Origin of the sequence: Micromonospora sp. NPDC051227, from assembly GCF_044455385.1 — a bacterium.
Classification (GTDB): domain Bacteria; phylum Actinomycetota; class Actinomycetes; order Mycobacteriales; family Micromonosporaceae; genus Micromonospora.
Window position 1 is genome coordinate 669,833 of sequence record NZ_JBITET010000004.1, and the last position, 25,681, is coordinate 695,513.

The 25,681-nt window shown below is 71.6% G+C and carries 25 protein-coding genes; 11 read left to right on the forward strand and 14 right to left on the reverse strand.

The window, feature by feature from the left end:
* Positions 1–6: 6 nt before the first annotated feature.
* A complete protein-coding gene (gene cysC, locus ACIA47_RS14650; RefSeq protein ID WP_203122191.1) occupies positions 7–1,536 on the reverse strand; it encodes an adenylyl-sulfate kinase in 1,530 nt (509 codons plus the stop codon).
* An 88-nt stretch (positions 1,537–1,624) separates the two neighbouring features.
* Positions 1,625–3,139 carry a glycosyltransferase family 2 protein gene (locus ACIA47_RS14655; RefSeq protein ID WP_112726730.1) on the reverse strand — a complete coding sequence of 505 codons (1,515 nt, stop codon included), beginning with the start codon at positions 3,137–3,139 and terminating at the stop codon, positions 1,625–1,627.
* 239 nt (positions 3,140–3,378) lie between these two features.
* Here ACIA47_RS14655 and ACIA47_RS14660 point away from each other — a divergent pair, with 239 nt between their 5' ends.
* From ACIA47_RS14660 to ACIA47_RS14680, 5 genes are all read left to right on the forward strand, one after another.
* The gene (locus ACIA47_RS14660) at positions 3,379–4,293 is read left to right on the forward strand and encodes an ABC transporter ATP-binding protein (RefSeq protein ID WP_396708125.1); all 915 of its coding nucleotides are present in this window, start codon (positions 3,379–3,381) and stop codon (positions 4,291–4,293) included.
* On the forward strand, positions 4,286–5,191 hold the full coding sequence (locus ACIA47_RS14665; RefSeq protein ID WP_203122180.1) for an ABC transporter permease: 906 nt from the start codon (positions 4,286–4,288) through the stop codon (positions 5,189–5,191). The genes ACIA47_RS14660 and ACIA47_RS14665 overlap by 8 nt, the downstream gene beginning before the upstream one ends.
* Positions 5,191–6,102: an ABC transporter ATP-binding protein gene (locus tag ACIA47_RS14670; RefSeq protein ID WP_203122181.1), complete on the forward strand. Its 912-nt coding sequence runs from the start codon at positions 5,191–5,193 to the stop codon at positions 6,100–6,102. Before ACIA47_RS14665 ends, ACIA47_RS14670 begins: the two co-directional genes overlap by 1 nt.
* 1 nt (position 6,103) lies before the next feature.
* Positions 6,104–6,814 (forward strand): ABC transporter permease subunit, encoded by a 711-nt coding sequence (locus tag ACIA47_RS14675; protein WP_396708127.1) that lies wholly within the window; start codon positions 6,104–6,106, stop codon positions 6,812–6,814.
* Positions 6,815–6,907: 93 nt separating this feature from the next.
* Positions 6,908–7,552 (forward strand): hypothetical protein, encoded by a 645-nt coding sequence (locus tag ACIA47_RS14680; RefSeq protein ID WP_396708129.1) that lies wholly within the window; start codon positions 6,908–6,910, stop codon positions 7,550–7,552.
* Positions 7,553–7,598: 46 nt separating this feature from the next.
* On the opposite strand, the gene valS is transcribed toward ACIA47_RS14680, so the two are convergent.
* The 8 genes from valS to ACIA47_RS14720 form a co-directional block, all read right to left on the reverse strand.
* A complete protein-coding gene (gene valS, locus ACIA47_RS14685) occupies positions 7,599–10,217 on the reverse strand; it encodes a valine--tRNA ligase (protein WP_396708131.1) in 2,619 nt (872 codons plus the stop codon).
* A 91-nt stretch (positions 10,218–10,308) separates the two neighbouring features.
* Positions 10,309–12,189: an ABC transporter ATP-binding protein gene (locus ACIA47_RS14690; protein ID WP_396708133.1), complete on the reverse strand. Its 1,881-nt coding sequence runs from the start codon at positions 12,187–12,189 to the stop codon at positions 10,309–10,311.
* The gene (locus ACIA47_RS14695; protein WP_396708135.1) at positions 12,186–14,042 is read right to left on the reverse strand and encodes an ABC transporter ATP-binding protein; all 1,857 of its coding nucleotides are present in this window, start codon (positions 14,040–14,042) and stop codon (positions 12,186–12,188) included. The genes ACIA47_RS14690 and ACIA47_RS14695 overlap by 4 nt, the downstream gene beginning before the upstream one ends.
* A 37-nt stretch (positions 14,043–14,079) precedes the next feature.
* The gene (locus ACIA47_RS14700; protein ID WP_203122187.1) at positions 14,080–14,589 is read right to left on the reverse strand and encodes a methylated-DNA--[protein]-cysteine S-methyltransferase; all 510 of its coding nucleotides are present in this window, start codon (positions 14,587–14,589) and stop codon (positions 14,080–14,082) included.
* Entirely contained in the window at positions 14,586–16,076 is a 1,491-nt protein-coding gene (locus tag ACIA47_RS14705; protein WP_396708138.1) for a DNA-3-methyladenine glycosylase 2 family protein, read from the reverse strand. Before ACIA47_RS14705 ends, ACIA47_RS14700 begins: the two co-directional genes overlap by 4 nt.
* Before the next feature lie 75 nt (positions 16,077–16,151).
* Complete coding sequence (locus tag ACIA47_RS14710; protein ID WP_396708140.1) at positions 16,152–17,576, reverse strand: FAD-binding oxidoreductase; 1,425 nt, start codon at positions 17,574–17,576, stop codon at positions 16,152–16,154.
* Positions 17,577–17,794: 218 nt separating this feature from the next.
* Positions 17,795–18,304 (reverse strand): hypothetical protein, encoded by a 510-nt coding sequence (locus ACIA47_RS14715; RefSeq protein WP_396708142.1) that lies wholly within the window; start codon positions 18,302–18,304, stop codon positions 17,795–17,797.
* On the reverse strand, positions 18,301–18,810 hold the full coding sequence (locus ACIA47_RS14720; protein WP_203123886.1) for a SigE family RNA polymerase sigma factor: 510 nt from the start codon (positions 18,808–18,810) through the stop codon (positions 18,301–18,303). The genes ACIA47_RS14715 and ACIA47_RS14720 overlap by 4 nt, the downstream gene beginning before the upstream one ends.
* 138 nt (positions 18,811–18,948) lie before the next feature.
* Here ACIA47_RS14720 and ACIA47_RS14725 point away from each other — a divergent pair, with 138 nt between their 5' ends.
* Positions 18,949–19,452 carry a hypothetical protein gene (locus ACIA47_RS14725; protein ID WP_396708144.1) on the forward strand — a complete coding sequence of 168 codons (504 nt, stop codon included), beginning with the start codon at positions 18,949–18,951 and terminating at the stop codon, positions 19,450–19,452.
* Between the two features lie 120 nt (positions 19,453–19,572).
* A complete protein-coding gene (locus tag ACIA47_RS14730; RefSeq protein WP_396708146.1) occupies positions 19,573–20,307 on the forward strand; it encodes a Type 1 glutamine amidotransferase-like domain-containing protein in 735 nt (244 codons plus the stop codon).
* Positions 20,308–20,310: 3 nt separating this feature from the next.
* Here the strand turns inward: ACIA47_RS14730 and ACIA47_RS14735 are convergent, their stop codons facing one another.
* A complete protein-coding gene (locus ACIA47_RS14735; protein ID WP_396708148.1) occupies positions 20,311–20,880 on the reverse strand; it encodes an exonuclease in 570 nt (189 codons plus the stop codon).
* Between the two features lie 142 nt (positions 20,881–21,022).
* Here ACIA47_RS14735 and ychF point away from each other — a divergent pair, with 142 nt between their 5' ends.
* The gene (gene ychF / locus ACIA47_RS14740; RefSeq protein WP_091406282.1) at positions 21,023–22,108 is read left to right on the forward strand and encodes a redox-regulated ATPase YchF; all 1,086 of its coding nucleotides are present in this window, start codon (positions 21,023–21,025) and stop codon (positions 22,106–22,108) included.
* Position 22,109: 1 nt separating this feature from the next.
* Here the strand turns inward: ychF and ACIA47_RS14745 are convergent, their stop codons facing one another.
* Positions 22,110–22,493, reverse strand: coding sequence for a hypothetical protein (locus ACIA47_RS14745; protein ID WP_396708151.1), 384 nt, complete (start codon positions 22,491–22,493; stop codon positions 22,110–22,112).
* Positions 22,494–22,696: 203 nt separating this feature from the next.
* Positions 22,697–22,912 (reverse strand): GntR family transcriptional regulator, encoded by a 216-nt coding sequence (locus tag ACIA47_RS14750; RefSeq protein WP_233578732.1) that lies wholly within the window; start codon positions 22,910–22,912, stop codon positions 22,697–22,699.
* Between the two features lie 434 nt (positions 22,913–23,346).
* Here ACIA47_RS14750 and ACIA47_RS14755 point away from each other — a divergent pair, with 434 nt between their 5' ends.
* On the forward strand, positions 23,347–23,565 hold the full coding sequence (locus tag ACIA47_RS14755; RefSeq protein ID WP_396708153.1) for a flavin reductase: 219 nt from the start codon (positions 23,347–23,349) through the stop codon (positions 23,563–23,565).
* Positions 23,562–23,735: a hypothetical protein gene (locus ACIA47_RS14760; protein WP_396708155.1), complete on the forward strand. Its 174-nt coding sequence runs from the start codon at positions 23,562–23,564 to the stop codon at positions 23,733–23,735. The genes ACIA47_RS14755 and ACIA47_RS14760 overlap by 4 nt, the downstream gene beginning before the upstream one ends.
* A 314-nt stretch (positions 23,736–24,049) precedes the next feature.
* Here the strand turns inward: ACIA47_RS14760 and ACIA47_RS14765 are convergent, their stop codons facing one another.
* Entirely contained in the window at positions 24,050–24,613 is a 564-nt protein-coding gene (locus ACIA47_RS14765; RefSeq protein WP_396708157.1) for a DUF3592 domain-containing protein, read from the reverse strand.
* A gap of 40 nt (positions 24,614–24,653) precedes the next feature.
* Here ACIA47_RS14765 and ACIA47_RS14770 point away from each other — a divergent pair, with 40 nt between their 5' ends.
* Positions 24,654–25,424: a class I SAM-dependent methyltransferase gene (locus ACIA47_RS14770; protein ID WP_396708159.1), complete on the forward strand. Its 771-nt coding sequence runs from the start codon at positions 24,654–24,656 to the stop codon at positions 25,422–25,424.
* The last annotated feature ends 257 nt before the right edge of the window (positions 25,425–25,681 follow it).

The window sequence follows — 25,681 nt, forward strand, 5'->3', positions numbered from 1 at the left end:
GACGCCTCAGGCGGTGGCGATCTTCAGCTCCACCCAACCGGTCTCGGTCAGATGGTGCAGCACGGCCTGCACCGCGTCCGCCACGCTCAGGTCGGTGGTGTCGAGCACCAGATCGGCGTCGGTCGGCTCCTCGTACGGGTCGTCGATGCCGGTCATCCCGGTGAGCAGGCCGGCTCGCGCTCGCGCGTACAGGCCCTTGCGGTCCCGCCGCTCGCACACCTCCAACGGGGTGGCCACGTGCACCAGCACAAAACCCGATCCGGCGGCGAGGGCCATCTCCCGGGCGGTGGCTCGGGCCGCCGCGTACGGGGCGATCGGACAGCAGATGCCCACCCCACGGTGCCGGGCGATCTCGGCGGCCACCCAGCCGATCCGCCGGACGTTGAGATCCCGGTCGGTCTTGCTGAAGCCCAGCCCGGCGGAGAGTTCCCGGCGTACCACGTCCCCGTCGAGCAGGGTCACCGTACGGTCGCCGCTCTCCCGTAACGCGTCCGCCAGCCCTCGGGCGATCGTCGACTTGCCGGAGCCGGAGAGCCCGGTCAGGAAGACCACCAGCCCTCGCTGCCGACGCGGCGGCCGGGCCCGGGCCAACTCCCGTGCCACAGCGGGCGGGGTGTGCCACTCCGGTAGCGGGAAGCCCCGGTCCAGCAGGTCGTCGATCTCCGGCTGGGTCAGCGCGAGCCGGCGGTTGCGCGGTGGGATGTCCTCCCGCCAACGCCACTGCCCGTCCCGGTTGTCATAGGCGAGTTCGCGCGGCACCAGCACCCGCAGCCCGGCGCCGGAGAGCATCTCCCCGGTGGAGAGCAGGTGGGTGACCCCGTACGCGGCCGAGACGCGGGCGCGCAGCAACGCGTCGCTGATCTCCTCGCGTCGGTGCGACAGCGGCACCGCGACCAGGGTGGCGGGTGGCATCCGGTCCCGCGCGGCGAAGATCGTCCGGACCAGCGCCTCCGGCGGGAGCCCGTCTGCACCGCCCTCGCCGACCGGGATCATCACGAGCAGATGAGCGGCCAGGGTGCGGGCGGCGTGGGCGATCTGGGCGAGCTGTGGACGATGCAGCGGCCGATCGGCGATCACCCCGAGCACCCGGCCCGGGGGCAGCAGCGCACGGACCTCCTCCGGGTTACGCCGCAGCCGCTGGAACGGACCGTGCCCACCGTCGCCCAGCCGCCGAACCTGGCCGCCCACTCCCGCCACGCCCTCGCGGACCGGCCAGACGTCGGCCACGTCCAGGGCGGCCGCCGGGGCGCCCTCCCCGTCGGTCAGCACGAGCGCCCGGCGGGCCGGGTCGCGCGGATCGAAGCTCTGCGCCAGGGCGGCCGGCACCTGGAGAACGACAGCGACCTGCCACGGTGTGCCGTCGGCCAGCCGGCCGCGTCGGCTGACCGAGACCAGGTCGGCGCGGGTCATGAAACCGGTCAGAGGGGCGTACGCGCCGGTCAGCAGCAGCTCCAGATCCGCGAGCTCACCGGGACGTGGCGTGTACGCCGGTGCGTCCCGTAGCACCTCGTCGGGCAGCACCCAGCCGTTGCTCATCCACACCCCCCACTCGCTGACCGGCACACAGTTTCGCAGCCGACCGCCCATCGGTCGAGGGCGCCACTCCAAGACCCCCGCGGGCGGATCAGCGCTTGATCCGCCGGCCTACCGCCGACCGCACCCGGTTCCACACCTTCCGCTCGTCGCGGATCCGGGGTCGCGAGCCGTCGGCCCGGCAGATGAACACCAGCGGCAGTCGGGCGTCCTCGGTCCAGCCCACGTTGGTGATCCGGGCCTTGAGCTGCCAGCTGCCCCTGGTCCGGCCGCCGTTGAGGGCGGCGAAGTCGATCGTGGCGGTGGCCCGGTGCACCAGGTGGACGGTGTCCGCTCCGGTCGTACCGGTGATCCGCTCGGTCTGGAAGGTGTTCGGAATAAAGATCTCGGCACCGGTCTCCCGGTGGCGGGCCACCAGGTCCAGGCGGGCCTTGCGCACCTGCGCGGTGGCGTCGAGGACCTCGGGGGTGACCTCCTCCATCGGGAGCATCAGCACGTCGCGGCCATCGTCGGCACGGAACCCGACCGGCTGGTCCGCGGCGCGCAGCTCGGCGGCGACGGTCACCGTGACGGCGTGGTCGACACGTTGGAATTCGTCGACCGTGCCGTGTGCGGCGATGCCCGCCTCCCAGCGGGCAAGCCTGCGTAGGTCCGCGACACGCCCCTGTTCCGCCAGGTACGCCACGGCTCGGAGCAGGGGTGGCAGACCACCGGCGACGCCCGGGGCGAAGCGGTCCTGGATGATCTTCTGGATCTCCAGCGCGACCTGCTCCAGCCACGCCTCGCGGGCGTTCAGCAGCCGCTTGCCGCGCAGCCGGCTGAGCATCTCGTTGCGCAGCCAGCGCCGGTGCAGCCGGTCCCGCAGCGGACCCGGCTCGGTGTTGGCGTCCACGACGTCCAGCGCCTCCCGCACGCTGGCGAAGTAGCTCGCCGGGTCCAGCTCGCTCGCTGTGACGTTGCGCGCGTCGCCCCGCTGGACGTGGTGGTAGCAGACGTAGTCGGACAGCACCGAGGTGCGCCGGGACAGAAAGTAGGCCCGGATGACCAGTGAGTGGTCCTCCAGTCGACGCTTGCCGCCCTCCGGGAACCGCAGACCGTGCTCGTTGAGGAACGACCGCCGGAACAACTTGTGACAGGTCAGGCTGTCGACCAGGGGGGAGTTGCCGAGGGTGGCGTCGAAGCGGTTCTTGCGGAACAGCTCCCGGGGCACGGGGCGTCCGTACCCGGCCATCTTCCCCACCACGATGTCGGCGTCGTTCGCCTTCGCGCAGGCGTAGAGCCGCTCCAGTGCCTCGTCGGCGAACCAGTCGTCGTCGTCTGCGAAGAAGACGTACTCGCCGCGGGCGTGGTCGACGCCGAGGTTGCGCGGACGCGACGGCCAGCCGGAGTTCTCGATGTGCAGCACCTTGATGTGCGGGTGCTCGGCGGCCAGCCGGTCCAGCCGCTTCGCGGTGTCGTCGGTCGAGCCGTCGTCGACGAAGATGGCTTCGAACTCGTCGGCGGGCAGCGACTGGCGCAGCAACGAGGCAGCGAGCTTCTCGATGTGTGGGCCGCAGTTGTACGCCGGCACCACGACGCTCACCTTGGGGACGCCCACCTCGGCCATCAGGATCCCTCCCGCGTCGTCGGTCGATCACCGGGCGGGTCGATGCCTGGTGAACGGGAGGTGAATGGTGTCACCTTGGACGGGTCTTTCCCAAGGCGGGGTCGGGTCGAACGCGGGACCGGCGGAAACGTGGCGGGAGCCTCAGCGGGGGACCTTAGGGGTCCGGCGGGGAAAGGATCAGGGGAGTGCCGGGGGCGTGCCGGTGTCCCTGCTGGGCATCGACTCCCTACGCTGGGCGCGTGACACTGATCGCGACCCAGTCGCTCACCAAGACGTACGGAGGTCGGGTCACCGCGCTGGCCGACCTCACCGTCGCCGTCGAGCCCGGGATCATCGGCCTGGTGGGCGCGAACGGCGCCGGAAAATCCACCTTGATCAAGATCCTGCTCGGCCTGATCGCACCATCCAGCGGTCAGGTCTCGGTGCTCGGCATCGACCCGACCGCAGACCCGGCGGCTGTCCGCAACCGGGTCGGCTACATGCCGGAACACGACTGCCTCCCGCCCGACCTGTCCGCCGCCGAACTGGTCACCCACCTTGGTCGAATGAGCGGCCTTCCCCGCACCGCGGCTCGCGAGCGGGCCTCGGAGGCACTGCGGCACGTGGGGCTCTACGAGGAGCGCTATCGCCCGGTCGGTGGCTACTCGACCGGCATGAAGCAGCGCGTCAAGCTGGCCCAGGCGCTGGTGCACGACCCCGACCTGCTGTTGCTGGACGAACCGACAAACGGCCTGGACCCGGCCGGCCGCGACGCCATGCTGGCCCTGGTGCACCGGATCGGCACCGAGTTCGGCATCTCCGTGCTGGTCTGTTCGCACCTGCTCGGCGAGGTGGAGCGGATCTGCGACACGCTGATCGCCATCGACGGCGGTCGGTTGCTGCGCGCTGACAACATCTCCGCGATGACCACGGCCACCGACGTGCTCGCCGTGGAGGTCAGCGAGGGCACCGAGGAACTCGCCGACCGACTCGTCGAGCTGAAACTGCCTGTCGCCCGGGACGGACGACTGCTCCTCGTGCCGCTCGCCGACGACGGCACCTACGACCTGATCCTCGGTGCGGTCGCCGAACTGGACCTGCCACTGCACCGACTGGACCAGCGCCGGCACCGGGTGGCCGAACTCTTCGCCACGAGGGAGCTCACTCATGCCTGAGCCGTCCACCGCCGCCGTGCGCCCCACGCCGACCGGCGTCATCCACGACATCGGCTACCAACGCTACGAGGGTCCGAGGCTCGGCCGCCGACAGGTCTTCGGCGCGCTCTACCTGCACGGTCTGCGTACCGCGTTCGGTTTCGGGCGCAGTGCCAAAGCCAAGATCTTCCCGTGGCTGGTGGTCGGCATCGTGGCCCTGGTCGCGGTGGCCCTGGCCGCGATACGCAGCCAGATCGGCGAGCCGGTCGCCACGTACGCCCAGTTCGCCGACGCGATGAGCTGGCTGGTCATCTTCTTCGTCGCGGTCGTCGCCCCGGAACTGGTCTCCCGGGATCTGCGCAGCGGTGTGCTGCCGCTGTACTTCTCCCGGCCGCTGCCGCGCACCGACTACGCGTTGGCCAAGCTGCTGGCGCTGGTCACCGCGCTCTGGCTGCTGCTCGGCGGGCCGCAGCTACTGATGTTCCTGGGTGCCGCGTTCACCACCAAGCAGGGCATGCGCGGGGTGTGGAACGAGCTGCTCGACCTGCTGCCCGGGCTGCTCTACGCGGGGCTGTGGGCGGTGGTCTTCGCCTCGGTCGGCCTGCTGGTCGCGTCGCTGACCGGCAAGCGCGCCTTCGCCGCCGGCGGCGTGGTCGCGGTCTTCCTGATGACCACTCCGATCGTGGGCGTGCTGAGCATCCTGCCGTCGCGCGCCGCCAACGAGCTGGCCGGGCTCGCCTCACCCTCCACGCTTGTGCAGGGGGTGGGCATCTGGTCGCTGGGTGACCTGCTGGTCGAGGGCGATCCGGGCGAGATGATGATCGGCGGGTTCGGCCCGGTCTACGCCCTGGCCGCGGTGCTGCTGGTCGCCGGCGCGACAGTCCTCCTGCTGGCCCGCTACCGGAAGGTCGCCTCCTGATGAGCACGCTGAGCCTGACCGGGGTGTCCCGGTGGTACGGCAACGTGGTCGCAGTCAACGACATCAGCATGGCCCTCGGCCCAGGCGTGACCGGGCTGCTCGGCCCGAACGGCGCCGGCAAGACCACGCTGTTGCACATGATGGCCGGGTTCCTCGCCCCGTCGCGCGGCACCGTCACCCTCGACGACGAGCCGACCTGGCGCAATCCCGACGTCTACCGGCGGCTGGGACTGGTCAGCGAGCGGGAGGCGGTGCAGGGTTTCCTCACCGCGTACGAGTTCGTGCTGGCCAGCGCGAAGCTGCACCGGCTGCCCCATCCGGCGGCTGCGGCCCGACGGGCGATTGATCTGGTTGAGCTGGAGTCGGCGCAGGACCGCCGGATCGGCACGTACTCCAAGGGCATGCGCCAGCGTGCCCGGGTGGCCGCCGCGCTGGTGCACGACCCGCAGGTGCTGCTGCTCGACGAGCCGTTCAACGGCATGGACCCGCGCCAGCGGCTGCACATGATGCAGCTGCTGCACACCCTGGGTGACGCCGGCCGGACGATCCTGTTCAGCTCGCACATCCTGGAGGAGGTCGAACAGGTCTCCGGGACGGTGCAGGTGATGGTGGCCGGCCGGTTGGCCGCCTCCGGCGACTTCCGGACCATCCGCCGGTTGATGACCAACCGCCCGCACGTCTTCGCGGTGCGCTCCACCGATGACCGCGCGCTGGCCGTCGCGCTGATCGCCGAGGCGTCGGTGAGTGGGGTCGAGCTGGACCCGACGGGCTTGACCGTGCGGGCCGGTGACTACGGCGCGTTCACCCGGGCGCTGCCCCGGATCGCGCTGAACAAAGGCATCCGGGTGCGCCAGCTGGTGCCGTCCGACGAGTCCCTGGAGAGTGTCTTCTCCTATCTGGTGGAGGCCTGACATGTCGACAGTTACCTGGATCACCGCGCGCGGGTTGTTCGGCCGACGTCGGTTCCTGCTGCTGCTACCGCTGCCGTTGGTGCTGCTCGGGCTGGCCGTGCTCTGCCGGTCGCTGGGGGTGGACCCGGGCCAGTGGGGGCCGCCGGTGCTGGTCGGCCTCGGGCTGGCCGTGGTGCTGCCGGTGGTTGCACTGATCATCGGCACGGGCGTGCTGGGCGCCGAGATCGACGACGGCACTGTGGTGCACATCCTGACCAAGCCGCTGCCGCGCTGGCAGATCGTGCTGCCGAAGCTCGCGGTGGCCGCCGGGATCACAGCGGTCACCGTGGCGGTGCCGCTCTACGTCGCGGGCGTGCTCGCCAATTCGGTACGCCTGGGACTGGCGCTGGCGGTCGCGGCGGCGCTCGGCGCGCTGGCGTACTCGGCGTTGTTCCTCGCGCTCAGCCTGGTCACCAGGCGGCCGGTGCTGCTCGGGCTGGTCTACGTGCTGATCTGGGAGGGGCTGCTGGGCAACTTCGTCAGCGGCACCAAGGTGCTCTCCATCCAGCAGTACGTGATCGCCCTCGCCGACCGGATCGCCCCCACCGGGCTGCTGGAGACCAGCGTGTCGGTGCCGGTGGCGTCGGTGATGACCGCGCTGGTCAGCATCGGCTTCACAGTGCTCGCCATCGACCGCCTGCGCTCGTTCAGCGTGGCGGGCGAGACGAGCTGACAGCGGTGCGAGCCGCCGGTCCGGCCAGCCCCCGCGCGGCGGTAGGGCTGGCCGGATGGACCGGTCGGGCCACCTCGGGCCAGGCTGAAGGGCGTGAGCGTCGAAGCGGAGCGAACGTCGTTGGCTGAGCCATACTCCCGGAGCAGCCGGCCGTGGCTGACCAGCCTGGCCGTCGCCGGGCTGGCCTGCGCCACTGTCGCCACGGCGGCTCAGGGCAGCGGCCAGTTCCACTGGTGGGCGGTGTTCATCCTGATCCCGGCCGCGTTGATCGCGGCCAGCGGCGGGCCGTTGCTGGTCCGCCGCGGTGGCCGGGCGTTCGCCGGGTACATGCTCGCCTGCGTCGGCACGATGGTCTTCGCGGTGGGCGCGCTGCTGATGTTCGGCGTTATGGGGCGGGGTTGGCCGCTGATGGTGGTGCTGCCCTGCCTGGCGGTCGCCGGCACCTACAGCTGGCGGGCGGCACACCCGCTGGCCCGCGGCCTGCACCGGGCGGTGGCCCTGCTCGCGCTGACCGGGGCGCTGCTCGGCCTGACCCTGCAACTGATCCGGGTGGAGCTGATCCACCTGGAGACCGGTTGGTGGGGCGCGTTCCTGATGCTGGCCGGGGCCATCGTGTTGGGCAACGCGGGGGAGTTGACCCGGCACCGGATGCCGTACCGCCTCCAGGCGATCACCCTGCTGGTGGGGCCCGCCGTGATCGGGTTCCTGCTCGGGCTGCGCTTCCTGCGCGGTTGGTGACCCGCCGGCCCGCCGCCGCCCGAGCGGACGGCGGCGGGCCGCCGGGTCAGAAGGCGCAGGCGATGACCAGCTCCGGGGTACGGTCCGGGAGCAGGTCGAGTTTGCCGATCCGGCCCGCCGCCCGTAGGTCGTCGGCGACCAGCGTGAGCTGCTCCAGCAGCGCCGCCGGGCCAAGCGCCTCGGCCAACGGCACCTCCGCCTTCATCGACAGCTTCCGCTCCGACTTGGCCCGTCGCACCTGGCTCAACGCCTCACCGGCGAGCCGCAGCAGCGCCGGCTCACCCGAGCCCTCGATCGTCCGGGCCACCTCGTAGGTGGTGGGCCACGGGGCCTGGTGCACCGAGCCGTACCGCCACCACGACCAGACCTCCTCGGTCACGTACGGCAGCACCGGGGCGAACAACCGCAGCTGCACCGAGAGCGCCGAGGCCAACGCCGCCCGCGCGGAGTCGGCGCCCGCGCCGGTGCCGTAGGCGCGCTCCTTGACCAGCTCGATGTAGTCGTCGCAGAACCGCCAGAAGAACGCCTCGGTCACCTGCAACGCCGCTGTGTGGTCGTACGAGTCGAAGGCGGCGCTCGCGGCGGTGACCACGGTGGCCAGCTCGGCGAGCATGGCCCGGTCGAGTGGAGTGGTCGCCGACAGCTCCAGGTCGCGGCGCGGCGTCAGACGCGCCGAGCTGGAGTTGTCGTACGGGGCGCGCAGCGCGTCCGCGGCTCCCAGCCCGAGCGCGAACCTGGACGCGTTGAGCAGTTTGGTGGCCAGTCTTCGGCCGACCTTGATCTGCGCCGGGTCGAAGGCCAGGTCCATGCCGGGCTTGCCGCTGGCCGCCCAGTAGCGCACCGCGTCCGAGCCGTGCTGCTCCAGCAGGGCCAGCGGGGTGACCACGTTCCCCTTGGACTTGGCCATCTTCTTGTGGTCGGGGTCGAGGATCCAGCCCGAGAGCACCGTGTCCCGCCAGGGCAGCACCCCGTGCTCGAAGTGCGAGCGGACCACGCTGTCGAAGAGCCAGGTCCGGATGATCTCCTGCCCCTGTGGGCGGAGGTCCATCGGGAAGATCCGGGCGAACAGGTCCGGGTCGGTCTCCCAGCCACCGACGATCTGCGGGGTCACCGAGGACGTGGCCCAGGTGTCCAGCACGTCCGGGTCGCCGATGAAGCCGCCCGGTCGGCCGCGTTGCGACTCGTCGTAACCGGGCGCCGGATCGCTGGATGGATCGACCGGCAGCGCGGACTCGTCCGGCGTGAGAGGGTGGGACCAGTCCGGCTCGCCACTGTCGTCGAGCCGGTACCACACCGGCACCGGCACCCCGAAGAAGCGTTGGCGGCTGACCAGCCAGTCCCCGTTCAGGCCGCCCACCCAGTTGTCGTAGCGGTGTTTCATGTGCGCCGGCACCCAGTGCAACTGCTCGCCCCGGGCCAGCAGCGTGGCTCGCAGCGCCTCGTCCCGGCCGCCGTTGCGCAGATACCACTGTCGAGTCGAGACGATCTCCAGTGGCCGGTCGCCGCGTTCGTAGAACTTGACCGGGTGGGTGATCGGGCGCGGCTCGCCGATCAGGTCACCGGCGTCGGCGAGCATCCCGACGATCTCCCGCCGGGCACCGTTGACGGTCTGCCCGGCCAGTGCCGCGTACGGCTGTGCCGGCACCCCGTCCGGCGGCTCGGGGAGCAGCCGACCGTCCCGGCCGATCACCACCCGGGTGTCCAGCCCCAGCTCACGCCACCAGGTCACGTCGGTCAGGTCACCGAATGTGCAGACCATCGCGACACCGGTGCCCTTGCCGGGCTCGGCGAGGGGATGGGCGTACACCGGCACCTCGACGTCGAACAGCGGGCTGCGCACCGTGCCGCCCACCAGGTCGGCGTACCGCTCGTCGTCGGGGTGACAGACCAGCGCCACGCAGGCCGGCAACAGTTCGGGCCGGGTGGTGTCGATGAGCACCTCACGCCCGTGGGCCGCGGCGAACCGCAGCCGGTGGTAGGCGCCGGGGCGCTCCCGGTCCTCCAACTCCGCCTGGGCGACCGCCGTGGCGAAGCCGACGTCCCAGAGGGTCGGCGCCTCCGACTGGTACGCCTCGCCGCGGCGCAGGTTGCGGACGAACGCCCGTTGGCTGGTGGTCCGGGCGATCCGGCCGATCGTCGTGTACGTCAGGGACCAGTCCACCGAGAGCCCGAGCCGCCGCCACAGCGCCTCGAAGGCCTGCTCGTCGGTGACCGTCAACCGCTCGCACAGCTCGATGAAGTTGCGCCGGGAGATCGGGGTGGGGTCGCGGCGGGCCGCCTCGTCGACCGGAGCCGCCGGTGGCCGCAACACCGGGTCGTACGGCAGTGCCGGATCGCAGCGCACCCCGTACACGTTCTGCGCCCGACGCTCGGTGGGCAGCCCGTTGTCGTCCCAGCCCATCGGGTAGAAGACGGCCTTGCCGCGCATCCGCTGGTACCGCGCGGTGGTGTCGGTGTGCGTGTACGAGAAGACGTGCCCCATGTGCAACTCGCCCGATACGGTCGGCGGCGGGGTGTCGATCGAGAACACGTCGCTCCGCTGCTTCGAGCGGTCGAACGCGTACGTGCCTTCCTCCTGCCAGCGGCGTGCCCAGCTCTCCTCGAGCCCGTCCAGGGTGGGACGCTCGGGAACGCCGGCGCGGGCCGTCCTCGCCGTATCGGTCATCATGCGATCGTAGGCACCTACCGGGTGCGGGGCGACGTAGTTGCGGCCGAACACACCGGCCGGCGGTTGTGGCCGCGACGGGCCGGCCCGGCTAGATCAGCGAGTCACGCCACTGGCGGTGCAGGGCGGCGTACCTGCCGTCGGCCTCGGCAAGCACGGCGGGTGGGCCGTCCTCGACGACCCTTCCGCTGTCGAGGACGAGCACCCGGTCAGCGGTCTCCACCGTGGAGAGTCGATGGGCGATCACCAGTGCGGTCCGGTCGCGCAGGATGGTGCCGAGTGCCCGCTGCACCAGACGTTCCGTCGGCACGTCCAGCGACGACGTCGCCTCGTCCAGGATGAGCACTGTCGGGTCGGCCAGGAACGCGCGGGCGAACGCGACCAGTTGCCGCTGCCCGGCGGAGAGCCGGCCGCCGCGCCGGTGCACCTGAGTGGCGTACCCCTCGGGTAGTGCGGCGATGAAGTCGTGCGCGCCGATCGCCCGCGCGGCGGCCTGGACGGCGGCGTCGTCGGCCCCCGGGCGACCGAACCGGATGTTCTCCGCGACGGTCCCGCTGAACAGGTGGTTCTCCTGCGTCACCAGCACCACGGCGCGGCGCAGGTCGGCGTCGCGTACGTCGCGCAGGTCGACCCCGTCCAGCCGGACCGTGCCGGTGTCGGGGTCGTGGAACCGGGCGACCAGCTTGGCGATCGTCGACTTGCCCGCCCCGGTGGGGCCGATCAGTGCCACTGTCTGCCCGGCCGGCACTGTCAACTCCAGCCGGCAGAGAATCGGGGTGTCGGCCCGGTAGCCGAAGCCGACCGAGCGGAAAATCAACTCACCACGGCCGGGACCGGTCGGCAGCGGTGTGGGCCGGGCCGGTTCGGCGACGGCCGGTCGTTCGTCGAGCACCCCGGCCAGCTTCTCCAGCGCGGCGGTGGCCGACTGCAACGAGTTGTAGAACTGGCTCAGCTCCTGCATCGGCTCGAAGAAGCGGCGCAGGTAGAGCAGGAACGCGGCGAGCACGCCGACCTCGGTCTGCCCGCCGAGCACCCGCCAACCGCCGTAGCAGAGCACCACCGCCACCGTGACGTTTCCGATCAGCTTGATCGCGGGCGAGTACGTGGCGATCAGCCGGAACGCGTGCAGGCTGGTCCGTCGGTAGTCGTCGCCGAGCGCCACGAAGATCCGTTGGTTGCGGGGCTCCCGGCGGAACGCCTGCACCGCCCGGATGCCCCGCATCGACTCGACGAAGTGCACGATGACCAGCGCGACCGCGTCCCGGGTCCGCCGGTACGCGCTGGCCGACGACCGGGCGAACCAGCGGGAGAGCCCGAACAGGAACGGGAAGGCGGACAGCGTCACGGCCGCCAGCGGCAGGTCCAGCCAGAGCAGGATGGCGGCCACCGACAGGATCGAGAGGCCGGCCAGCACCAGGCTGTCGATCCCACCGTCTACCAGCTCGGCGATCGAGTCCAGGTCACTGGTGAGCCGGGAGACCATCCGGCCGGACGTGTACCGCTCGTGGAAGCCCACCGACAGTCGCAGGAAGTGCCCGAACACCCGCTGCCGCAGGTCGAGCAGGACGGCCTGGCCGATCCGGGCGGAGAGGGTGAGGAAGCCGCGGCGGGCCGCGTACTCGGTCACCGAGGCCACCGCGAACGCCCCGGCGACGGTGATCAGCGGGCCGGCGTCGCCGGAGCGCAACGGCGGGATGGCCCGGTCGATGCCGATCATGACCAGGTACGGGCCGGCCATCGCGGCGCCGTTCTGGGCCAGCAGCAGCGCGACCGCCGCGGCGAGACGCCTCCGATGCGGCCGGAGCAGGCCGCCCAGCAGGGTGCGGCTGAGCCGGCGCAGCCGGGCCACCGCCTCGGGGCTGGTGTCCTCGGCTCGACTGCGGTCGGCCTCCGGGTCGGTGGCGGTGCCCCGCCAGCGGGTGAGCTCGGGTTCCTCCTCGGGAGGTGGGTCGGCCTGTTCCGGCACGCTCACGAACGCACCAACCCCCACCCGTCCGAAGGGGACGAGCTCGGGCCGCTGGCCCCAGCCGGCGGTGGATGCCCGGCAGGCGGCTCGGCGGCGAGCAGCGCCCGGTACGCCGGGACGGTGGCCAGCAGGTCGGAGTGCCGGCCGGTCGCCGTGATCCGCCCGTCCTCCAGCAGGGCGACCCGGTCGGCCAGCGCGATCGTCGACGGCCGGTGCACCACGAGCAGTGCGGTGCTGTCGCGCAGAACCCGCCGCAGCGCCGCTTCGACCAGGGCCTCGGTGTGCACGTCGAGGGCGGAGAGCGGGTCGTCCAGCACCAGCACCGCCGGTCGGCCGAGCACGGCCCGCGCCAACGCGAGCCGTTGCCGCTGCCCGCCGGAGAGGGACAACCCCTGCTCGCCCACCCGGGTGGCCAATCCCCAGGGCAGGTCGTAGGCGAAGTCGGCCTGGGCCAGCGCGAGCGCCGCGCGGACCTCGTCGTCACCGGCGTCCGGGCGGCCCAGGGTGAGGTTCTCCCGTACCGACATGGAGAAGAGCGTGGGCTCCTCGAACGCCACCCCGACGAGTCGGCGCAGCGAGGCGAGCCGCAGCTCGCGCAGGTCGTGCCCGTCCAGGGTGATCCGGCCGGCGGTCACCTCGTGCAGTCGGGGCACCAGGGAGAGCAGCGTGCTCTTGCCGGAGCCGGTGGCGCCGACCAGGGCCAGCGTCTCGCCCGGCTCGATGCTCAGGTCGATCTCGTGCAGCACCGCCGTGCTGGCACCCGGGTAGCTGAACGCGACCTGCTCGAAGCGCAGCCGACCGTGCACCGCGCCGCGCGGCAGCGCGACAGCGCCGGGGGAGTCCACGATCTGGGGTGGAGTGTCCAGCACCTCCTGGATCCGATCGGCGGCGGTGGCCGCCTCCTGACCGTTGGCGATGATCCAACCCAGCGACTGCACCGGCCAGATGAGCATCAGTTGGAGGCTGACGAACGCGACCAGCTCGCCGATGGTGAGCGCGCCCTGCGCGGCGGCGACCGCCCCCGCCGCCAGCACCACGCCCAGGGTCACGTTGGGGACCAGGTCGAGCAGCGCCGAGGTGTTGGCCAGCAACCGTCCCTTGCCGACGCCCGTGTCGTGCAGCCGCCGGGCCGCACCGGCGAAGCGGGCGGCCAGTTCCGGCCCCCGCCCGTACGCCTTCATGGTGCGCAGGCCCTGCGCGGTCTCCTCGACCAGCGTCGCCACGTCGCCCTGCTGGTCCTGCATCCGACGGGACGCGGCGTGGTAGTGCCGGCCGAACCGGCGACTGATCAGCAGCAGCGGCACCGCGCTGGCCGCGACCAGCACCCCGAGCGCCGGGTGAAGGTTGATCAGCAGCACCACCACGACCACGTACGTGGTCACGTTGAGCACCAGGAAGAACACGCCGAACGAGAGGAACCGGCGGATCACCGACAGGTCGCTGGTGATCCGGGAGAGCAACTGGCCGGACTGCCAGCGGTCGTGGAAGCTCGTTGGCAGCCGTTGCAGGTGGGCGTAGACGTCGGCGCGCAGCGCCGCCTCCATGCCCACCGCCGAGGACGACTGCACCCACCGACGGATGAAGATGAGCACCGCCTCGACGACGCCGAGCAGCAGCGCCAGGCCGCCGAGCTGGAGCAGCCCGGCCGGTTCGTGTCGGGCCACCGGCCCGTCCACGACCCGCTGCACGACCAGCGGTACGGCGATCCCGGCCGCGGTGCCGGCCAGCCCCGCGACGAGCAGCCAGGCGAATTCGGCGGCGTACGGGCGCAGGTAGGGGCGAAGCCGCCAGAGGTTGTGCACGGGGTGGGTGCCCGCGGCGGCCCGGGCGGCCGGGTCGCCGTCGCTCTCCACAGGCACTACCAGACGGTAGCGTCAATGAGTGTCGATGCCGCTGTCAGCTTGTTGTCAAGCGCCGCTCATGACCGAGAAGCCACTTCTTCACGTCCAGCCCCCAGCGGTAGCCACCGAGCGTGCCGTCGGTGCGAAGAACCCGGTGGCAGGGCACGAAGAGGGCTGCCGCGTTCCGGGCGCAGGCGGCCGCGGCGGCCCGCACCGCCGGTGGCCGACCGGCCAGCGCGGCGTACCCGGTGTAGGTGACCGGGGTGCCCGGCGGCACTTCGCGCAGCACCTGCCAGGCATGCGCCATGAACTCTCCACCGGTGTGTTGACGCACCGGCACGGTGTCGATGGCGGCGAGGTCACCGTCCAGGTAGGAGCGGACGGCCGCGTTGACCGGCCCGAGGTCGGCCCGCTCGCGTAGCGGTCCCCGCAGGGCCGGGTGGACCAGGGGCAGCAGCGCCGCCGGGTCCGGGGTGAAGCCGGCGGCCCGTACGTCACCGTCGGGGCCGGCGAGGATGCTCAGTGGTCCGGCCGGTGTGCTCAGTACGGTGCTGTCGATGTTCATGCCGCTCTCCAGAGTCTGATCGTGGCGTAGGACCGCCAGGGACGCCAACGCTCGGCGTACCTGTCGAGGGTTGGTGGGGTGTCGGGCAGGCCGAGTGCGGCGGCGCCGCGCCGGACCGCGAGGTCGGAGCTGAGGAACACGTCCGGGTCGCCGAAGGCGCGCATGGCCAGGTAGTTGGCGGTCCACGGGCCGATGCCCGGGAGCGCGAGCAGCCGCCGAACGGCCTCCCCCCGATCCACCCCAGCGGCGAGGTCGACAGACCCGTCCAGCACGGCCCGAGCCAACCCCCGCAGAGCCTCCCGCCGCCCCACAGGCATCCCAAACCCCGAGTCCGGCAGCGCCAAAAGCTCCTCCGCGCTCAAGAACCCCCGCAGCTCACCCCCCGACTCATCCCGTTGATCATGAGGTTGACCTGGGGTTTGATCTCCATCGGCCGCGTCAACCTCATGATCAACTCGGTGGGAGAGGAGGCGGGTGAGGGTTGTTCTCGCGGAGGTCACCGATACCTGTTGGCCGATGATGGCGCGGACGGCAAGTTCGAAACCGTCGACGGCGCGGGGGACGCGGATGCCGGGTTCGGCGGTGACCGCCGGGGCCAGCGCCGGGTCGGCGGCCAGCGTGACGTCGATGGCCGCCGGGTCCGCGTCCAGGTCGAGCAACCGGCGGCAGCGGGCCACCGCCGGTGCCAGGTCGCGCAGGTCAGCGAGCCGCAACGTCGCCGTCACGTGCCCGTCCGCCGGGGTCAGCGCCACCTGGCCGGTGCCGTGCGGCAACCGCAGACCCCGGTGGTACGCCCCGTCGCGGACCGCCTCCACACCGGGCAACGCCCGCACCGCGAGGAAGTCCAGGAGGGCCCGGGCGTGCAGCGGCGGGCGGTACGCCAGCCGGAGCGCGATGGTCCCCGCCCCGGCCGGCGCCTGCTGGCGGCCACGGGCCGTGCGCAGGTCCGACGGGGCGCTCGCGTACACCTCGCGAAGCGTGTCGTTGAACTGCCGCACGCTGCCGAAGCCGGCGGCGAACGCGATCTCGGCCATCGCCAGGTCGGTCGTCTCTATCAGGATCCGGGCGGTCTGGGCGCGCTGGGCCCGGGCCAGCGCGAGCGGCCCGGCGCCCATCTCGGCGCTCAGCATCCGGTGCAGGTGCCGCTCGGTGTAGCCCAGCCGGGAGGCCAGCCCCGGCACACCGTCCCGGTCGACAACGCCGTCGGCGATCAGCCGCATCGCCCGACCGACCACGTCCGCCCGGACGTCCCAGAGCGGGGAGCCGGGCGCGGCGTCCGGCCGGCAGCGGCGGCAGGCGCGCAGGCCGGCACCCTGCGCGGCGGCGGCGGACGGGAAGAACCGGACGTTCTGCCGCTTCGGTGTTATCGCCGGGCAGGACGGCCGACAGTAGATGCCGGTGGACGTCACACCGGTGTAGAACCAGCCGTCGAACCGCTGGTCACGGCTGTCCACGGCCCGGTAACACCGCTCGAAGTCCATCTCCATGTCACCGATGATGCCTCGCCCGACCGGTCATCGGCTGGCGGGAATCGGACCTGGGTGTGCGCGTCGAGCTTTCGGTCAGCGGCGGCGTCGGTGCGGCTGACCGGCCCGGCCGGCCCGGGAGCCCTGACTGGTTCGGTCGGCCTGGCCGGCACCGTTGGACCGGTTGCCCTGACCGGCGCGTTTGGCCTGGCCGGTCAGCAGGGCCGATCGGAACACGCCGTCCGGGTCGTACCGCTTCCACAGTCGCCGGACCCGGGCCCCGGTCTCGCCCGGGTAGATCCGGGCGAACGCGGCCGGGTCCGGCCGGCTCTCGAAGTTGACGTACGCGCCGTCGGCGCGTGCCCCGGCGGCCCGCCAGGCGGCGTTCAACGCGGCGTCGGCCTGCGGCGGAAACACCGAGGCCACGATCAGCGTGTCCTGGTGACGATGCGGGTACGCGGTCGCGTCGGAAGCGACGTCGTTGACCGCCCCACCCAACGAGCGGAGCTGGATCACCGCCCGCCCCGGTCCGGTCACCGCTCGCGTCACGGCCCGCGCCCCGGCCTCGTCCAGCGCGGCGAACAGACCGTTGGTGGTCGTGCCACGCTGCTGCCCGACGTTGGGGTTGAGGTGCGCGGTCGGTACCAGCGTCGGGTAGGGCAGCAGGTCGGTCCGGTGTTCGAGCACCTTGCCGATGGCGAGCAGCGGTTCCACAGCCGGTCGGGCCCGGCGCAGGCTCTCGGCAGCCACCACGGCGGTGATGGACATGAGCACCGACCGACCCTCCGCGAACACCACGGCGGCCGCGGACAGCTCCCGTGGCGCCTGCGCGAGGTAGCTCGTCCACTCCCGGACGGTGCGACCGTCCGGATGCGCCTCGACGACCAGCTGCGCGACACCGACGTTGCGCTGCTCGGCCGCCTCGATCTCGAAGGCCACCACGATCCCCGCCCCGGCCCCGGCCCCGCGGACCAGCCAGAACAGCTCCGGCTCGTGTTCGGCGTCGGCGCGTACCAGCGTCCCGTCCGCCAGCACCACCTCGACGGCGCGGACCCGGTCGATGGTGAGGCCGTGGGCGCGGACCAGCCAGCCGACACCACCGCCGGTGGCCAGGCCGCCGACGCCGACGCCGCCGTAGTCACCCGAGCTGATCACCAGGCCGTACGGGGCCAGCGCCTTCGCCACGTTCGCCCAGCGCGCGCCGGCCTCGACCCGGACCAGCCCGGCCCGCTCGTCGATCACCTGCACCCGGTTGAGCATGGACAGGTCGATGACCACCCCACCGTTGTTGGACGAGGCTCCGGAGAGGCCGTGGCCGCCGCTGCGGACCGCGATGGGCAGCCGCTGCTCCCGCGCGTAGCGCAACGCGTCGACCACCTGCGCGGTGGTCTTCGGCAGCAGGACGGCGGCCGGAGACGCCGACCTGGTGTACGTCGAGCGCAGGTGCGCGTACCGGCGGTCGCCGGGGGTGACGATCTGCCCCCGGAGGGAGTCGGGCACCCGGGCCATGGCCGTGCTCATCGTCGCCCCCGCAGCTGGCGCCTCGGGTGTCCGGGATCGGTCATGGCCCAAGGATGAGCGGGCATGCCGGCCTCGACAAATTCGATGGACCGGTGCCCGCTGGTCGCCGCGGCGCGCGACGCTCGCCGGTACGGGGAGCGCCGCGCGAAGGTGACCGGAATCTCCTGGGTTGACCGGTCAGGTCGGGGCGGAGGAACCACCGACCTGACCGGTGATGCTCACCGTGACGGGCTCGGCGTGACAGTCGGCCGGCCCGGTACACCGGGCGGGCCCGGCGGAGTCGTCGGGGTTGGTGAGACAGTCGGCCGGCCCGGCACACCGGGCGGGCCCGGCGGAGTCGACGGGCTCGGCGTGACAGTCGGCCGGCCCGGCACGCCGGGCGGGCCCGGCGTGATCGACGGGTCCCCGGGCGCGCCCCCGGGGCTCGGCTCGACCGTCGGCACCGCGGTGGGCGCGGACGGGGTGGGTACGGGTGGGCTGGGCACGGCCGCCGGACCGGCCGGGCTGGGCACGGCCGGGGGAGGCCCGTCCGAGCCGGTCGCGGCCAGGGCGATCGGGGTGGCGATCAGGATCGCCGCCAGGGCGCTCACCGCCCCCACCGTCACCGTGGCGCGACGTCTGTTGCGCACCCGCCGTTCCGCTCGGCTCAACTGGTCATGCACGATCGGTGCCTCCTCGGCCAGGTCGGTGAGGGTGGAGCGGATGAGGTGCTCGAAGGGTTCGGTCATCGCCGTACCTCCAGCATGTCGACGTCCGGCAGCAGGTCGCGCAGTCGCTTCACCGCTCGATGGGTACGACTGCGCACGGTGCCCACCGAGCAGCCCAGCAACTCGGCCACCCGGGCTTCGGGCAGGTCCTCGTAGTAGCGGAGGACCACCACCGCCCGCTGCGTCGGTGGCAGGTGGCGCAGGGCGGCCCGCATCGCCAACCGCACGTCGGAGCCGCCGCTCGGGTCGCCGGCGACCGGTTCGTCCGCCGGGTTGAGCGGTGTCTCCCGCCACCGGCGTAGTCGCCGCCACCAGCTGATCTGCTCGCGGTACATCACCACGCGCAGGTAGCCCTCGGGATCGGCGTGCCGAATGGTTCCCCATTTCGGGATGGTCCGCGCCAACGCCGACTGGAACAGGTCCTCGGCGGCGTTGCGGTCCCCGGTCAGCAGGTACGCGACCCGCATCAGCGCCGGAGTCCGGCTGCCGACGAACTCGGCCAGCCGTGCGCGTTCGTCCTCGTCCACCCACCACCCCCGTTTCGTTGTCACAGATACAGACGTCCCAGGTCATCGTCGCTATCCACGATCGGTGGGGTTTTCGGCCCGAAAGTGTCGGTCGTGCCGGGTAGCGTCCGGCCACCAACTGAAGAAGGGGTGCGGCGGATGACGAGCGTGGCGGGTTGGGCGGCGGCGTCGACACCGGGTGCGTTCCCGCCGCTGCCCCGCGCGGTGGCGCAGTCCTTCTACCGCCGGATGCGGGCCGTCGCGCCGGCCGCCGTGGGCGCCATCGAACGGGACCGGGCCGGCGACCCCGAGCAGAGCTTCCCCGACACGGCCTGCGGCCGGTTGGCCGGCTCCCTGGACGACGCGGGCCTGCGGGCGCTCGGGATGTGGACGCACCACTGGTGCATGCGCTTCTACGACGACGACACGAGGGTCGGCCGGCGGTTGATCCGCGAGATCGCCGCGCGGCCGGGGCTGGGCTGGACGGCCGACGAGGTGCGTTGGATGCTGCGCGAGTCGGTCTCGGCCGGCCCGGCAGCCGCCGACCGGTTCACCCTGCCCCGCGCCGCCGCCGGGCAACTGACGCCAGCCGACCGTCGGGCCCTGGGCCGCTGGCCCGAGGCCGAGGTGCCCCGCCAACGGCGACCCGACCAGGCTGGTTGATCGTGAGGCTGTCGGGGCCCGACCGCCACCCGTGGGTGGCGGTCGGGCCCCGCACCGAGCAGACCCGAGACCGGCTACGGCAGGATGGACGCCGCACCGCCCCGACGGAAGGACGCTTCGATGCCCGCCAGCGAACCGACCATCATCGCCACCAGCATGGGCTTCTTCCGGGGCGACCGCGGGCCCTACGACCTGCGCCCCAGCCCGGTCTTCGAGCTGGCGGCCGAGCTGGCCGAGGCGGGTCCGCAGCCGCGGCTGTGCTACCTCGGGCAGGCCGTCGGCGACCAGCCCACCTCGCTGACCGCCGTCTACGGCGCGTTCGCCGACACCCGGTTCCGGCTGTCACACCTCGCCCTGTTCCCGATGCCGAACGTCGAGGACGCCCGCGCCCACCTGCTCGCCCAGGACGTGATCTGGGTCGGCGGGGGCAGCGTCGCCAACCTGGTCGCCGTGTGGCGGGTGCACGGGCTCGACGAGATCCTGCACGAGTGCTGGCAGGCCGGCGTGGTGCTGGCCGGCGTCTCCGCCGGCTCGATCTGCTGGCATGTCGGCGGTGCCACCGACAGCTTCGGCCCCCGGCTGCGCGGCTTCACCGACGGCCTGGCCTGGCTGCCGTACGGCAACGGGGTGCACTACGACAGCGAGGGCCAGCGCCGCCCGTTGATGCACGAGCTGGTCGGCGACGGCAGGCTCCCCACCAGCCACTGCACAGACGACGGCGTCGGCCTGGTCTACCGGGGCACCCAGCTGGTCGAGGCGATCGCGGACCGCGAGGGCGTCTCGGCGTACGAGGTCAGCCGTGGTGCGGACGGCAGCGTCCGGGAGGCGGTCATCGCCCCCCGCCGGCTCGGCTGAGCGTCACGCCTCGTCGTCCCGCTGCCGGCGGCGGAGCACCGCGTCGAAGACCTGGGCCAGCTCGGCGGCGTCCTCCCCGGCGTGGTGGGTGTGCGGCAGGTCGTGCAGGCCCAGCTCGTGCTTGATGGTGCCCTTGCGGGTCTGGACCCACTCGCTGCCGGTCAACCCCATCCAGTAGCTGCGGAGATCAACACCGGAGCCGGTGGCACCGAACGGGCTGTGCCCGACGAAGCGGACGAAGTACCAGTGCACGAACATGCCGTCCCAGACAGCCGGGGCGGCGAGGAAGACCGGACGGCCGACCCGGCGCAGCCCGTTGACCCAGGCCGCCGCGGCGGACATCGCCTCCTGCGCGGTGGGCGCCTCCCGCAGCAGCCGGTCCCGGTCCAGGCCGGAGACGGCCAGCGCCGCCGGGACGAACTCGTCCGAGATGGGACGCAGTTCGGTGTAGAAGGTGAGGTCCGGGCGGCCGGCCACGGCCATGCCCAGCGAGATCATGCTGTACGGCCCGGGGATCGGCCCGTCCGCCTCCACATCGACGGCGATGTACAGCTCGGGCAACGTCGGGGTCATCTCACCTCCAGCAGCGGAACCTCGAACCGGGAGATTAGCAACGTCTATCGGGCCCGGCGGGAGCGACGACCGACCACCTGCCCGGTGCCGAATCGGAGCCGCCTGGACCGGCCCGGCCGGGACCGGCGTAAGCTGGCCCGTCGTGAGTCTCACCATCGGCATCGTCGGCCTGCCCAACGTCGGCAAGAGCACGCTTTTCAACGCGTTGACCAAGAACGACGTGCTGGCGGCGAACTACCCGTTCGCCACCATCGAGCCCAACGTCGGCGTGGTCGGGCTGCCCGACGAGCGGTTGGGCAAGCTGGCCGAGATCTTCTCCTCGCAGAAGGTGCTGCCGGCACCGGTGTCGTTCGTCGACATCGCCGGCCTGGTCCGCGGCGCGTCGAAGGGGCAGGGCCGGGGTAACGCCTTCCTGGCCAACATCCGGGACGCCTCGGCGATCTGCCAGGTCGTCCGGGCCTTCTCCGACCCGAACGTGGTGCACGTCGACGGCAAGATCTCCCCGGCCGACGACATCGAGACGATCAACACCGAGCTGATCCTCGCCGACCTGCAGACCCTGGACAAGGCGCTGCCCCGGTTGGAGAAGGAGGCCAAGCTCCGCAAGGACCGGGCCGCCGCCGTCGCCGCCGCGAAGGCCGCGATCGAGGTGCTCGACGGTGGCACCACCCTCTACTCCGGGGCCGCCGCCGCCAAGATCGAGCTGGAGCACCTGCGCGAGCTGCACCTGCTCACCACCAAGCCCTTCCTGTACGTCTTCAACGTCGACGAGGCCGAGCTGGCCAACGAGACGTTCCTCGACGAGTTGCGCGCCCTGGTCGCCCCCGCCGAGGCCATCTTCATGGACGCCAAGATCGAGTCTGAGCTGGTGGACCTGCCCGAGGAGGAGGCCCGCGAGCTGCTGGAGTCGATCGGGCAGAACGAGCCCGGCCTCAACCAGCTCGTCCGCGTCGGTTTCCGCACCCTCGGCCTCCAGACGTACCTCACGGCCGGCCCCAAGGAAGCGCGCGCCTGGACCGTCCCGGTCGGCGCCACCGCGCCGGAGGCCGCGGGTGTCATCCACAGCGACTTCCAGCGCGGCTTCATCAAGGCCGAGGTGGTCTCCTACCACGACCTGGTCGAGCACGGTTCGATGGCGGCGGCCAAGGCTGCGGGCAAGGTCCGCATCGAGGGCAAGGAGTACGTCATGCAGGACGGCGACGTGGTGGAGTTCCGCTTCAACGTCTGAGTCAGGAGTTCCTGGCTCGCACGAAGTCCGCGTAGTCCTCCCCGGCAACCCCGTGGTTGACCCAGCGATCCGGCGACGCCCGGGTCGCACGCTCTGCTAATTCCAACGCTTCGGCCGGGTCTTCAACGTGACCGATCACGCGGCCGGGCCCCGGGTCGTCTTCGCCCTCTGGGTCCAGCGACGGGAACACCGACAGGTCCCGGCGGTTCTCGTCGTCCAGGTCCTGCACGTCATGGATGGACACGTTGTAGCCCTCTTGCCAGGGCCAGATGGACACCCAGCGGATGCCTTCGACGCCCGCAATCACGACGGGTCCGAGGAACTGCTCGGCCTCCTTCTTGCGGTGCAGCGCGCCAAGGAGGAACGACCTGCTGAGATATCGCACGCTCGGAGGCTAACCGGCCCCTCCTCTATGCCGAAACGCATGCCCGGTTGCTGTCGACAGCAACCGGGCCAGACGGGGAGGGCTCAGTGGGACAGCGCGGACCATTGCCCGAGGTCACGGACACGTGCGGACTGACCCGAACGATGCGCCCAGAACGTGCAGGCGTGAGGTCGCGGCTGCGGCGGCTGGCTCTGCGGAAGGATCTACTCGGCGACGAAGACGCCAACGCCGGGGAGCGTTTCGGTCATCCCTTTGATCCGTAGTACCTGCATGGCACGGTCGATCACCGGCTCGGTGACCCCGTAGTGCTCGATCAGCTCTCGCCTGCTGGGCAGCTTGGAGCCGGGCTGGAACTCGCCTGACGCGATGCGTTCGGCGAGGTCGTCGGCGATCTGCTCGTAGCGGTAACGCGGTGGCACGTGGTTCTCCTCGGTTGGCAACACGAGTAGACCACCTACGTCAGCCCTTGACTACCCAACGGTACCTGTGGGAGGTTGCCGAGGAGGTCGATTCCCTCGGTTGGCGCTGTGGGCCGTCCTCGCCGGCGTGGATGTTCGGCGCGTCCCCCGCGTTCGGGCATCCACGCCTCCAGATTGCTCCGGCACAAGGAGACGGCAGTGCTCCCTTCGACAAGGGCAGACCGTGGCGCGAGCGGGCGAGGCGAGCCGGTGAAGCGAGTTTCGTACGACGAATACATGCTGGCTGTGGCGTTGACTTTCGCTCGCCGTCACCGACCCGTCTGGTCTTGGCAGCACTGGCGGCGCATCTGCCGCTGCGGAGGTGATCTGCCCTGCCGAAGCCGCCACCGCATCCCGATCAACCGCGGCCACTGGCCCAACCAGGACGGCCCGCAGTGACCACTCACCAACCGATCAAGCCGGCCTGGACGTGCGGCGGTTGCGCCGGGGAGTGGCCATGCCAGACCCGGCGCCGAGAGCTGCGAGCCGAGTACGACCGCGCCCCGGTGTCACTCACCCTCTATCTGGCAGCCCAACTCGTCGATGCAGCCCAGGATTTGGCCCACGTTCCCGCCGGCCACCTGCACTACCGATTCCTCGCCTGGACCCGATGAGCATCCTGCGTCAGGGTGACGAGAAGTTCCACTACAGCGACGGCTCTCACAAGTGGATCCCACCGGACCCGGACTACGACCAGGAGGTCTGGGACGGACAGGTCCGCCAGCACAAGCACGGCCACCTCAGGAACGAGCGCCCGAAGGTCCGCATCCAGCACCTCGTGTGACGCCAGCAGTACAACAGCGAAGTACAGCAACGGTGCCAGCCCAACCGAGCCGAGAGGCGCGCCAAAAGTCGTCTGACTTCGCATCAAGCCCGACGCGACCTGCTTGCTGAGAGTTCACACCGAAGCGGTCGCCGTGCCCGATACCGGGGTCAACACCGGCCCGCAGGGTGGACGAGGCAGGGCACACCCTGGACGACAGCGGACGTGAGCGCCAGCGCCTAACCCCGATTCGACCAGGCTGCCGCAGGTCATGGGGAGTGGCCGTCCAAGTTCCGCTTCAACGTCTGAGTCCGACTCTTTCGCGGGGGTGGGCGCTAGTCCTGGTTCCGCTGACTGCTCGGCTTGCGCTTTGTCCCGGCCCTGGCGTTTACGAACTGTCGTTGGCGCTGGTCTCGTTGCTGCCGCTGCCAGTCCTGCCGCCGGCGGTCGCGTCGTCGCTGATAACTGCGGGCGATGACGGCTAGCGCCATCCACCCGGACAGAACCAGGCCTGCCGCTCCGACCACCCCTTGCAGCCGGCCCCGATGCCCGCTGAGTATGTCGAAATCGGTGATGAAATCCCCCGGATCGTTGGGGTTGACCCAGATCCGCACCGCGCTGCCGGCCGGCAGGCAGACCTCCCAACAACCAACCTCGGCCTGCCGCTGAGCGCCGGCGAACTCGTAGCGCAGGTGCATCGTGTTCCGCCGCCTGTGCACGAGTTCATCGACGACTGCCTGGGCTGGCACGCCATCGACCCGCAGCCGACGTCCCCAGGCGTCGTTGTCCTGAAAGGTCTTGAACGGCAGCCACATCATGACCAGCCCGACCGCGAGGCCGAGTGTGTAGAGGGGGTAGCGGGCACGCCACCAGCTCCGCAGGATCTGCACGGTGGACATGGTCGCAGTCGATGTCGACGAGCGGCGGTACGTTGACCGGATGACGGATCAGCTGCTCCGATCGTCGTTCGGCGCGGCGGCGACCGCGTACGCCGAGCACCGCCCGGACTACGCGCAGGCCGCGGTGCGGTGGGCGCTGGAGCCCGCCCCCGGCCTACGCGTGCTCGACCTGGGTGCCGGCACCGGCAAGCTGTCCTCGACGTTGGCGGCGCTGGGCGCGGACGTCGTCGCGGTCGAACCCGATCCGGCGATGCTCGCCGAGCTACGCCGTGCGCTGCCGGCCGTCAGTGCCCTGCCGGGTAGCGCCGAGGCCATCCCGTTGCCGGACGGGTCCGTCGATGCCGTGCTCGCCGGCAACGCCCTGCACTGGTTCGACATGGCCGTCGCCGGGGCGGAGATCGCCCGGGTTCTCGCACCCAGCGGCGTCCTGGCCGGTCTGTGGAACATCATGGACGACCGGATCGGCTGGGTTGCCGGGCTCGAACGTGTCAGCGGGAGTGCGGCCATCGGCCCGCGTGACACGCTGAGCAGTTGGCGAACGGCGACGGCGGACATGCTCGTTCCGAGGACCGGCCTGGTCGCCCGGTTCGGGTCGGCGGAGCAAATCGAGTTCCCGCACGGTCAGCGGCGTACCGCCGACTCGCTCGTCGCGACGCTCGCGACGCGGGCCGGGATGCTGGTCATGCCGGAAGAGGAGCGAGAGGCCACCCTCGGCCGGATCCGCGCCTTCCTCGGGAGCCGACCCGAAACGGCGCATGGTGAGTTCACGCTGCCGATGCTGACCGGCGTGCTGCGCGCCCGGCGAGGCTGACGGCCGGCGAACCGACATCGGGGCGGGGCATTGAAAGCTGTGCTGGCAGGTGCCGAGGTGGTGCTGGTGGGCCTGTTCTCGGCGAAGGACAAGGAATCCGAAGGCAAGCTCAATCTGCTGGCCAGCCTTGTGGAAGCCCACGGTGGCCAGGTCGTGGGCCGGCACGTGCAACGGCGGGGAGTCTCTTCCGGTGGCGCGGGCAAGATGGGCGACCCGTTCTCGCGGCGGACTCTGCTCAGCCCCGGTAGGGCCCGCGA